The 8,773-nt window shown below is 62.6% G+C and carries 13 protein-coding genes; 9 read left to right on the top strand and 4 right to left on the bottom strand.

The annotated features are described in order from the left end of the window. The 4 genes from V5E99_RS29365 to V5E99_RS29350 form a co-directional block, all read right to left on the bottom strand. On the bottom strand, positions 1-197 hold a 197-nt coding region (locus tag V5E99_RS29365; protein ID WP_499805949.1), incomplete at its 3' end, for a hypothetical protein. A 44-nt stretch (positions 198-241) separates the two neighbouring features. Next, positions 242-493, bottom strand: coding sequence for a cytochrome C oxidase subunit IV family protein (locus V5E99_RS29360; protein ID WP_499805948.1), 252 nt, complete (start codon positions 491-493; stop codon positions 242-244). An 11-nt stretch (positions 494-504) separates the two neighbouring features. Further along, entirely contained in the window at positions 505-1,092 is a 588-nt protein-coding gene (locus tag V5E99_RS29355; RefSeq protein ID WP_499805946.1) for a cytochrome c oxidase subunit 3, read from the bottom strand. Next, the gene (locus V5E99_RS29350) at positions 1,076-1,879 is read right to left on the bottom strand and encodes a CbbQ/NirQ/NorQ/GpvN family protein (RefSeq protein ID WP_499805944.1); all 804 of its coding nucleotides are present in this window, start codon (positions 1,877-1,879) and stop codon (positions 1,076-1,078) included. Before V5E99_RS29350 ends, V5E99_RS29355 begins: the two co-directional genes overlap by 17 nt. Before the next feature lie 199 nt (positions 1,880-2,078). Here V5E99_RS29350 and V5E99_RS29345 point away from each other — a divergent pair, with 199 nt between their 5' ends. From V5E99_RS29345 to nirJ, 9 genes are read left to right on the top strand one after another with little or no spacing between them, the layout of a single operon-like run. Continuing rightward, positions 2,079-3,770 carry a cytochrome D1 domain-containing protein gene (locus tag V5E99_RS29345; RefSeq protein ID WP_499805942.1) on the top strand — a complete coding sequence of 564 codons (1,692 nt, stop codon included), beginning with the start codon at positions 2,079-2,081 and terminating at the stop codon, positions 3,768-3,770. A 24-nt stretch (positions 3,771-3,794) separates the two neighbouring features. Beyond that, positions 3,795-4,109, top strand: a complete 315-nt coding sequence (locus V5E99_RS29340) for a c-type cytochrome (RefSeq protein ID WP_499805941.1) — start codon at positions 3,795-3,797, stop codon at positions 4,107-4,109. A gap of 16 nt (positions 4,110-4,125) precedes the next feature. After that, complete coding sequence (locus V5E99_RS29335; RefSeq protein WP_499805940.1) at positions 4,126-4,452, top strand: c-type cytochrome; 327 nt, start codon at positions 4,126-4,128, stop codon at positions 4,450-4,452. Continuing rightward, a complete protein-coding gene (locus V5E99_RS29330; protein ID WP_499805939.1) occupies positions 4,449-5,627 on the top strand; it encodes a cytochrome D1 domain-containing protein in 1,179 nt (392 codons plus the stop codon). The genes V5E99_RS29335 and V5E99_RS29330 overlap by 4 nt, the downstream gene beginning before the upstream one ends. 1 nt (position 5,628) lies before the next feature. Continuing rightward, positions 5,629-6,087, top strand: coding sequence for an Lrp/AsnC family transcriptional regulator (locus V5E99_RS29325; protein ID WP_499805937.1), 459 nt, complete (start codon positions 5,629-5,631; stop codon positions 6,085-6,087). Next, positions 6,084-6,599: a siroheme decarboxylase subunit beta gene (gene ahbB / locus V5E99_RS29320; protein WP_499805936.1), complete on the top strand. Its 516-nt coding sequence runs from the start codon at positions 6,084-6,086 to the stop codon at positions 6,597-6,599. Before V5E99_RS29325 ends, ahbB (V5E99_RS29320) begins: the two co-directional genes overlap by 4 nt. Beyond that, the gene (locus V5E99_RS29315; RefSeq protein ID WP_499805935.1) at positions 6,592-7,035 is read left to right on the top strand and encodes an Lrp/AsnC family transcriptional regulator; all 444 of its coding nucleotides are present in this window, start codon (positions 6,592-6,594) and stop codon (positions 7,033-7,035) included. The genes ahbB (V5E99_RS29320) and V5E99_RS29315 overlap by 8 nt, the downstream gene beginning before the upstream one ends. Further along, positions 7,010-7,501, top strand: coding sequence for a siroheme decarboxylase subunit beta (gene ahbB / locus V5E99_RS29310; RefSeq protein ID WP_499805934.1), 492 nt, complete (start codon positions 7,010-7,012; stop codon positions 7,499-7,501). Before V5E99_RS29315 ends, ahbB (V5E99_RS29310) begins: the two co-directional genes overlap by 26 nt. Before the next feature lie 37 nt (positions 7,502-7,538). Beyond that, the gene (gene nirJ / locus V5E99_RS29305; RefSeq protein ID WP_499805933.1) at positions 7,539-8,717 is read left to right on the top strand and encodes a heme d1 biosynthesis radical SAM protein NirJ; all 1,179 of its coding nucleotides are present in this window, start codon (positions 7,539-7,541) and stop codon (positions 8,715-8,717) included. Positions 8,718-8,773: the final 56 nt, after the last annotated feature.

Raw genomic sequence — 8,773 nt, 5'->3', positions numbered from 1 at the left:
TACTGCAGAAACGACAGCCAAGACGGGCCATTACCGAGATTTTTGCTGAAGTGCAGCGGTTGAACGCCGGCTGAAAACTCAGCGGATAAAGAAGCTTTTTGTGGCGAGGGGGCTTGCCCCCGTTCGGCTGCGAAGCAGTCGCAAAAACAGCCCGAGCGGTGTGTCTGACGTAATGGGTTTGCTGATTTCAGGGCCACTTCGCGACCCAGCGGGGGCAAGCCCCCTCGCCACAGCGTTCGCGCTACGTCGCCAGCGTCAGCCCAACCAATACCGCCAACACCAGCGCCCAGCTCAGCATCAAGCGGCGCCATAGACGCGGGGCGCGGCGCAGTTCCATGAAGCCGTCGGTGATCAGCCAGGCTTTGCCGACCGCCACCAGCAAAATGGCCATCGCCAACGGCCGCGTCGCGCCGACCTGTGCCAGCGCCACCGTGCACACGCTTAACGTGGCCAGCGCGGCCCAGCAGATCAGCAGTAATCTGGAAGCGGACATCAAACCTCCCGTCAATTGAGCACGTAGACCAGCGGAAACAGCACGACCCAGATCAGATCGACCATGTGCCAATACAGCACGCCACATTCAAACCCGCTGCGGTTGTCGGCGTTGTACAGGCCACGACGGCATCGCTCGGCCAGCCATCCGAGGATGACCATGCCGAGCAGTACATGGAGAAAATGAAAACCGGTGAGAATCCAGTAGAGGGTGAAAAACGTGTTGTGCTCCATGCCGAGTCCCGAGGCCAGCAAGTGCCGGTACTCGGTGACTTTCAGCACCACGTAGAGACTCGCGGCAAGCAACGCGGCCAACAGAAAGATCGCGCCGGGGCGTGGGCGTGAGTGCCGGACTTGCTCTTGCGCCAGCGCGGCGAACAACCCCGCCGTGAGCAGGCTCAACGTCATCGCCAGCCCGGTGGTGCTGTTGAGCAACTGTCGGCTTTCAGCGAACAGTTGCGGCTTGAGCGCCTGGGTCACCGCGAACGCCAGAATCAAAATCGCGAACACCGACAACTCGGCCAGAATGAAAAACCACATCGCCAGATCGCCCGACAAATGGCCACGGGACACGTTGCTGGACTCAGCCGAAGTGGACATCAACCACGTCCATCAGCGCGGCGACCGTTAGCGGATCATCGCTCAGCGGCTCGGCCAGACACGCCATGCACGCCTCTCGCGGGCTCATGCCGGAACGGATCATGCGCGCGGTGAAAATCAGCAGCCGCGTCGAGGCGACTTCTTCCAGGTCATGCTGATCGAGCCGGCGCAAGGCCTGCCCGAGCCTGACCACTTGTGCCGCCAACGCGCTGTCCACCTGAGCCTCCCGGGCGACAATGCGCTCTTCATCGACCACTGGCGGATAGCCGAAACGCATCGCCACAAAACGTTGTCGGGTGCTGGGTTTCATGCCCTTGAGCAGGTTCTGATAACCGGGGTTGTAAGACACCACCAGCATGAACGACGACGGCGCCTTCAACACTTCGCCGGTACGTTCCAGGAACAGCTCCCGACGATCATCGGCCAGTGGATGCAGGACCACGACGGTGTCCTGACGGGCCTCGACCACTTCGTCGAGGTAGCAGATGCCCCCTTCCCGGACCGCGCGGGTCAACGGTCCGTCCTGCCACCAAGTGCCTTGGGCACCGATCAAATGGCGGCCTATCAGGTCGGCGGCACTCAAGTCGTCGTGACAGGCCACGGTGTACAGCGGCAGTTTCAAGCGATGGGCCATGTGCTGGACGAAACGGGTCTTGCCGCACCCGGTCGGGCCTTTGATCAGCACCGGCATGCCGTGGCGCCAGGCCTGCTCGAACAGCACCTCCTCATTATTCAGCGGTTGATAGAAGGGTTCGACGGGACGTTCGCGAGACGGGATACGGTCCATGGGCTGCCTGTTCCAAAAGCGGATTCAAGGAACACGCTACGGGCGCCTGCGACAACCTGGCAAGTGACATGGCCGGCAAACTTGATCGCCGTCAAGCGAGCATTGGCCTGCTCGGGCATAGCCTTGCAGCGCACTAAGAACCTGCGTTCTGCGCTGCCGTTCCAGCACATCGCAAAGGTCTTGCCTGAGGAGAAATGGAATGCTGATCAGCAATAGAAAAACGTTTGCCCTGACTGTCGCCACACTCTGTTCGGCGCTGGCCCTGGCGATGAGTCAGGCCGCCGGCGCTGACGAACCCGCCACGCTGGCGACCACCGCGCCCATGGTGAAAACCGCCGGTGCGCCTGACCTGAGCCAGGCCGAGTTCGACTCGTCCAAGGAAATTTACTTCCAGCGCTGCGCCGGTTGCCACGGCGTTCTGCGCAAAGGGGCCACCGGTAAACCCTTGACGCCGGACATCACCCAGTCCCGTGGTCAACCGTATCTGGAGGCGTTGATTACCTACGGCTCACCGGCGGGCATGCCGAATTGGGGAACCTCCAATGCCCTGACCAAAGAGCAGATCACGGCGATGGCGAAGTTCATTCAACACACGCCGCCGACACCGCCGGAATGGGGCATGGCCGAGACGCTGAAGACCTGGAAAGTGCTGGTCAAACCCGAGGATCGCCCGAAGAAACAACTGAGCACCCTCAACCTGCCGAACCTGTTTTCGGTGACCCTGCGTGATGACGGCAAAATCGCCTTGATCGACGGCGACAGCAAGAAAATCGTCAAGCTGATCGAGACCGGTTATGCGGTGCACATCTCGCGAATCTCCGCGTCGGGTCGCTATCTGCTGGTGATTGGGCGAGACGCGCGGATCGACATGATCGACCTGTGGCCGGTTGAGCCGACCAAGGTTGCCGAAGTCAAAGTGGGCATTGAAGCGCGCTCGGTGGAGACTTCCAAGTTCAAGGGCTACGAAGACAAATACACCATCGCCGGCTCTTACTGGCCGCCGCAGTTCACCATCATGGATGGCGAAACCCTGGAGCCGAAACAGATCGTCTCGACCCGTGGCATGACCGTCGACAAGCAGGAGTACCACCCCGAACCCCGGGTCGCGGCGATCATCGCCTCCCACGAATGGCCAGAATTCATCGTCAACGTCAAGGAAACCGGCAAGGTCATGCTGGTCAATTACCAGGACATCAAAAACCTCACCATCACCTACATCGATGCCGCGCCGTTCCTGCATGACGGCGGTTGGGACAGCACGCACCGCTACTTCATGACGGCGGCCAACAACTCCAACAAGGTCGCGGTGATCGACTCCAAGGAGCGCAAATTGACCGCCCTGGTGGACGTCGGCAAAACCCCTCACCCGGGTCGCGGCGCCAACTTCGACCACCCGCTCTACGGTCCGGTCTGGGCTACCAGCCACTTGGGCGATGACGGTATCTCGCTGATCGGCACCGACCCGGTCAAACACCCGCAATACGCCTGGAAGCAGGTCGCTTCGCTCAAGGGTCAGGGCGGTGGTTCGCTGTTCATCAAAACCCACCCCAACTCACGCCACCTGTACGTCGACACCACACTCAACCCGGACGCCAGGCTCAGTCAATCGGTGGCGGTGTTCAACCTCGACAAACTCGACGCCGGGTACACCGTGCTGCCGATCGCCGAGTACGCCGGCATCAAGCAAGGCGCCATGCGCGTCGTGCAACCGGAATACAACAAGGCCGGCGATGAAGTCTGGTTCTCCGTCTGGAGCGGCCAGGCCGACGAGTCGGCACTGGTGGTGATCGATGACAAAACCCTGAAGCTCAAAGCCGTGATCAAGGACAAACGCCTGATCACACCCACTGGGAAATTCAACGTCTACAACACCCAACACGACATCTATTGAGCTCCATCAATGCAAGGAATCGTCATGAAAAATACCCTGCTTTCACTGTTTGCCCTGACCGCTGCGCTGAGCGTGCAGCCGGCCATGGCGCAAGACGCGCTCGAGCTGTTCAAGAGTAAACCTTGCGCCGCCTGCCACTCCATCGACACCAAAGTGGTCGGCCCGGCGCTCAAGGACGTCGCGGCCAAGAACGCGGGGGTTGCGGGCGCCGTGGACACCCTGGCGAGCCATATCAAAAATGGCACGCAAGGCAATTGGGGGACGATGCCGATGCCGGCCAACCCGGTCACTGAAGAGGAAGCGAAGATCCTCGCGACCTGGGTACTGACGCTCAAATAACCACCGGGAGGGCGTCATGAACACCTATCGACATGCTGTGATTGTGGCGGCCCTCCTCCTCATTTGTGCAACCTCGGTTGCGGCGCCGGACGCCAAGCGTCAGGCGCAACTCGAACACTTGCTGGCCCAGGACTGCGGTGCCTGCCACGGGCTGTACATGACCGGCGGGCTGGGCCCCGAGCTGACCCGCGCGGCGTTGGCCGGCAAGACGCGGGACAGCCTGATCGCCACCGTCACCCAGGGTCGCCCCGGCACCGCGATGCCCGGCTGGGGCCCGCTGCTCAGTCCTGACGACATCCGTTGGCTGGTCGATCTTCTTCTCCAGGGATACCCCGCACCATGATCCGATCAATCCTGCTGTCAGCGGCGACCGGCCTCCTGTTATCCGCCTGCGCTCAATCGCCCTTGCGCGGCACCGGTGATCTCGGCGTGGTGGTGGAGCGCGGCACCGGTAGCGTGCAAATCATCGAAAGCCGGACGCACACCGCCCTGGCTCGACTCACAGGTTTTGGCGACCTGTCCCATGCCTCCGTGGTGTTTTCCCATGACCAGCGTTATGCCTATGTGTTCGGCCGTGATGGCGGGCTGAGCAAAATCGACCTGCTGACCCAACGTATCGATCACAGGGTTATCCAGGGCGGTAACAGCATCGGCGGCGCCATCAGCCAGGACGGCAAGTTGATCGCGGTGTCCAACTACGTCCCCGGCGGGGTCAAGGTGTTCGATGCCGACACCCTGCAACAGGTCGCCGACATCCCCGCCACGGCCCTGGCCGACGGCAGCAAACGCTCGCGGGTCGTCGGGCTGGTGGACGCCCCCGGCCAACGCTTTGTGTTCAGCCTGTTCGATACCGGCGAAATCTGGACCGCCGACTTCAGCCGGGGCAACACGCCGCAGATCAGCCGTTTCAAAAACATCGGCCAACAACCCTACGATGCCCTGATCACCCCGGATGGCCGCTACTACATGGCCGGGCTGTTCGGCGAAGACGGCATGGCCCAACTCGACCTCTGGCACCCGGAGCGCGGCGTGCAGCGGATACTCGGCGACTACGGTCGCGGCCAGGAAAAACTCCCGGTCTACAAGATGCCGCACCTGGAAGGCTGGGCCGTCGCCGACAACCAGGCCTTTGTGCCCGCCGTCGGCCGCCATCAAGTGCTGGTGATGGATTCGCGCAGTTGGCAGCAGACCGCCGCCATCCCGGTGGCCGGTCAGCCGGTGTTCGTCACCTCGCGGCCCGATGGTCGGCAGTTGTGGGTCAACTTCGCCTACCCGGACAACGATCGGGTTCAGGTGATCGACACCGAAACCCACGCAGTGATCGCCGACCTGCGCCCGGGGCCAGCGGTGCTGCACATGGAGTTCACCGCCCGTGGCGACCAGTTGTGGCTGTCGTCACGGGACGGCGATCAGGTTCAAGTCTGGGACCCGTACAGCCTGAAACGGTTGACCACCCTGCCGGCCAGTGCGCCGAGCGGCATCTTCTTCAGCAGCCGTGCGCAAAAAATGGGGTATTGAAATGGACCTGGACTTGCTCAGTCGCCGGTTGATGGACCGCTTCCAGCACGGCATGCCGCTATGCCCCGAACCGTTTAAAGAAATGGCCAGCGTCCTCGGTTGCGACGAGGCCCACGTGATGGCCTGCCTGCACGCCATGGATCAGGCCGGCACCCTCTCGCGGATCGGCCCGGTGTTCGAACACAGCCGCGCCGGGGCCAGCACCCTCGCCGCCTTCGCCGTGCCCGCCGAACGTCTGCATCAGGTCGCCGAGCGCGTCAGCCAGTATCCCGAGGTCAATCACAACTATGCACGGGAGCATTTCTACAACCTGTGGTTTGTGTTGACCGGGCCTGATCGACCGCACATCGAACGGGTACTCGACGAACTCGAAAAAGACACCGGCCTCACGCCACTGGACCTGCCGATGCTGACTGCCTACCGCATCGACCTCGGTTTCCCCCTGGGAGAAACCCCATGAAGACCGGACTCACTCCCAGACAAGCGCTGGCGCTGCGGCGGCACCTGGAAGGAGGCCTGCCGCTGGTCTCGCGCCCCTACCAGGCCCTCGCCGACCGGATAGACGCCGACGAAGACCAGGTGCTCGGACAGATGCGCCAGTGGCACGCGCAAGGGTTGTTCCGCCGGGTCGGACTGGTGCTCAACCATCGTGCGCTGGGCTTTACCGCCAACGCGATGCTGGTACTGGATGTTCCGGACGCGCTGATCGACGAAGTCGGCCAGCGTCTGGGGCGATCACCCGACATCAACCTCTGCTATCAACGGCCGCGACGCTTGCCGCAGTGGCGATACAACCTGTTCTGCATGGTGCACGGGCGTCAGCGTGATCCGGTCGAGAGGCGGATCAAGACATTGCTCGAAGAACACCTGCTGAGCGACCTGCCCCACCAATTGCTGTTCAGCACCCACGCCTTCAAACAGTGCGGCGCACGCTTTGCCGCCGCGTCAACGGGAGCCCCACACCATGGATGACCTCGACCGTCGTCTGATCAACCGCTTGCAACTGGGCCTGCCGCTGGTGCGCCATCCTTGGCAGGTGCTGGCCCGCGAACTGGACAGCAGCAGTAGTGAACTGCTTCAACGCCTCCACGAAATGCTCTGCGAGGGAATCCTCACGCGTTTCGGTCCGATGTTCGACATCGAACGGCTGGGCGGTGCCTTCACCCTCGCCGCGCTGGCGGTGCCGGAAGAGCGTTTCGAACAGGTTGCCGAGCAACTGCACGCCTTGCCCGAAGTGGCGCACAACTATCGACGCGAACACGCCTGGAACATGTGGTTCGTGCTCGCCTGCTCGACACAACAGGCGATCGCCGAAACCCTGGACTACATCGAAACCCTGACCGGCCTGCCGTTGCTTAACCTGCCCAAAGAGGAGACCTACCATGTCGGTCTGTATTTCCCGGCCTGAAGACACCCTGGCCCAGCGTCTGGTCGAACTGACCCAGGCCGGCCTGCCCTTGGTGGACGATCCATGGGCCTGGCTTGCCGAGCAACTGCACCTGAGCGTCGAATCCACCCTGGATTTGCTCAAGCGCCTGCAAGCCGAGGGCGCGATTCGCCGGATTGCCGCCGTCCCCAATCACTATCGCCTCGGCTATCGCCACAACGGCATGACGGTCTGGGACGTGCGCGACGCCGACATGCCGCGCCTCGGCGCATTAATCGGCGCCCAGCCGTTCGTCAGCCACTGTTACCGGCGCCCGCGCCAGCCCGCCTGGCGCTACAACCTGTTCGCCATGGTCCATGGCCGCAGCAGCGATGAGATCAACAGCTATCGCGAGCACCTGCGCTACTTGCTGGGCGATGCGTGTGTCGCCGACGAGATGCTGGTAAGCAGCCGCATCCTGAAGAAAACCGGTTTGCGGCTACCGTAAGCGCCGCGCTGAAACGTGATGACTCAAGGAGATTGGCATGTTGAGGATCAGCCACTACCTGCGCGCCCTGAGCGGCCAGGCGCCCGCCCCCAGAACCAGCCCACCGGGCAGCAACCGGCCACCGGTGGTGATCTGGAACCTGCTGCGGCGCTGCAACCTGACGTGCAAACACTGCTACGCGACCTCGGCCGACAGTGTCTTTCGCGACGAACTGGATACCCCCGCCGCCCTGGCCGTGATCGACGACCTGCACGCCGCCGGGGTGAAGGTGCTGATACTTTCCGGGGGCGAGCCGCTGTTGCGCGAGGATCTGTTTGTGCTCAGCGCCTATGCCCGCGCCAAGGGTTTCTTCGTGGCGTTGTCCACCAACGGCACGCTGATCGATGAGCAGAACATCGCGCAGATCCGCGTAGCACAGTTCGATTATGTCGGCATCAGCATCGATGGCCTGGAAGCCACCCACGACACCTTCCGCCAACTGAAAGGCAGCTTCGCCCGTTCAATGCACGCGATCCGGCTCTGTCGCGAGCAAGGGATTCGTGTCGGCCTGCGGACCACATTGACCCAGGAGAACCATGCGCAACTGCCCCAACTGCTGGCGTTGATGCGCGAGTACGACGTACAGAAGTTTTACCTGTCGCACCTCAACTACAGCGGGCGCGGCAAACGCAGTCGCCAGCTCGATGCCCGGCAACAGATGAGCCGCGAAGCGATGACCACGATTTTCGAACGGGCATGGGAAGACATCCAGCAGGGCCGCGACAGCGACTTTGTCAGTGGCAACAACGATGCCGACGCCATTCTCTTGCTGCAATGGGTCGCACGGCGCCTGCCCGAGCATTACCCGCGCCTGGAAAACATGCTCCGCGCCTGGGGCGGCAATGCCTCGGGCAGCGGCATCGCCAATATCGACAACACCGGCGAGGTGCACCCGGACACCTATTGGTGGCAGCACTCGGTGGGCAATGTGCGGCGCACGCCGTTTCGCACGCTGTGGCTGGATCAGCCGGACGCCCTGCTGTCGAAGCTGCGTGAGCATCCGCGCGCGGTGGGCGGCCGTTGTGCGCAATGCCGCTGGTTGCCCATCTGCAACGGCAACACCCGCACCCGCGCCTGGGCCGAGGGCGATCTCTGGGGCCAGGACCCCGGCTGTCATCTGAGCGATGAAGAAATCGGCATGCCCCCGTCACCGACCCTCCTTTGCGTCACCCATTGAATCGCCCGTCCGGCAAACCCTCTGACAAACGAGGGGCCGGCCAACCTGATGAAGCA

The sequence above is a fragment of the Janthinobacterium sp. LPB2021202312-11-4 genome (assembly GCF_037049705.1).
GTDB lineage: Bacteria > Pseudomonadota > Gammaproteobacteria > Pseudomonadales > Pseudomonadaceae > Aquipseudomonas.
This window is presented reverse-complemented; position numbering and strand designations above follow the sequence as displayed.

What these genes read in the sequence shown, in the direction of transcription:
- V5E99_RS29355 (WP_499805946.1), bottom strand. Translation starts at nt 1,092, where the DNA reads ATGTCCACTTCGGCTGAGTCCAGCAACGTGTCCCGTGGCCATTTGTCG.
- ahbB (WP_499805936.1), top strand. Translation starts at nt 6,084, where the DNA reads ATGAAGACCGGACTCACTCCCAGACAAGCGCTGGCGCTGCGGCGGCAC.
- nirJ (WP_499805933.1), top strand. Translation starts at nt 7,539, where the DNA reads ATGTTGAGGATCAGCCACTACCTGCGCGCCCTGAGCGGCCAGGCGCCC.
- V5E99_RS29335 (WP_499805940.1), top strand. Translation starts at nt 4,126, where the DNA reads ATGAACACCTATCGACATGCTGTGATTGTGGCGGCCCTCCTCCTCATT.
- V5E99_RS29325 (WP_499805937.1), top strand. Translation starts at nt 5,629, where the DNA reads ATGGACCTGGACTTGCTCAGTCGCCGGTTGATGGACCGCTTCCAGCAC.
- V5E99_RS29345 (WP_499805942.1), top strand. Translation starts at nt 2,079, where the DNA reads ATGCTGATCAGCAATAGAAAAACGTTTGCCCTGACTGTCGCCACACTC.
- V5E99_RS29330 (WP_499805939.1), top strand. Translation starts at nt 4,449, where the DNA reads ATGATCCGATCAATCCTGCTGTCAGCGGCGACCGGCCTCCTGTTATCC.
- V5E99_RS29340 (WP_499805941.1), top strand. Translation starts at nt 3,795, where the DNA reads ATGAAAAATACCCTGCTTTCACTGTTTGCCCTGACCGCTGCGCTGAGC.
- ahbB (WP_499805934.1), top strand. Translation starts at nt 7,010, where the DNA reads ATGTCGGTCTGTATTTCCCGGCCTGAAGACACCCTGGCCCAGCGTCTG.
- V5E99_RS29350 (WP_499805944.1), bottom strand. Translation starts at nt 1,879, where the DNA reads ATGGACCGTATCCCGTCTCGCGAACGTCCCGTCGAACCCTTCTATCAA.
- V5E99_RS29360 (WP_499805948.1), bottom strand. Translation starts at nt 493, where the DNA reads ATGTCCGCTTCCAGATTACTGCTGATCTGCTGGGCCGCGCTGGCCACG.
- V5E99_RS29315 (WP_499805935.1), top strand. Translation starts at nt 6,592, where the DNA reads ATGGATGACCTCGACCGTCGTCTGATCAACCGCTTGCAACTGGGCCTG.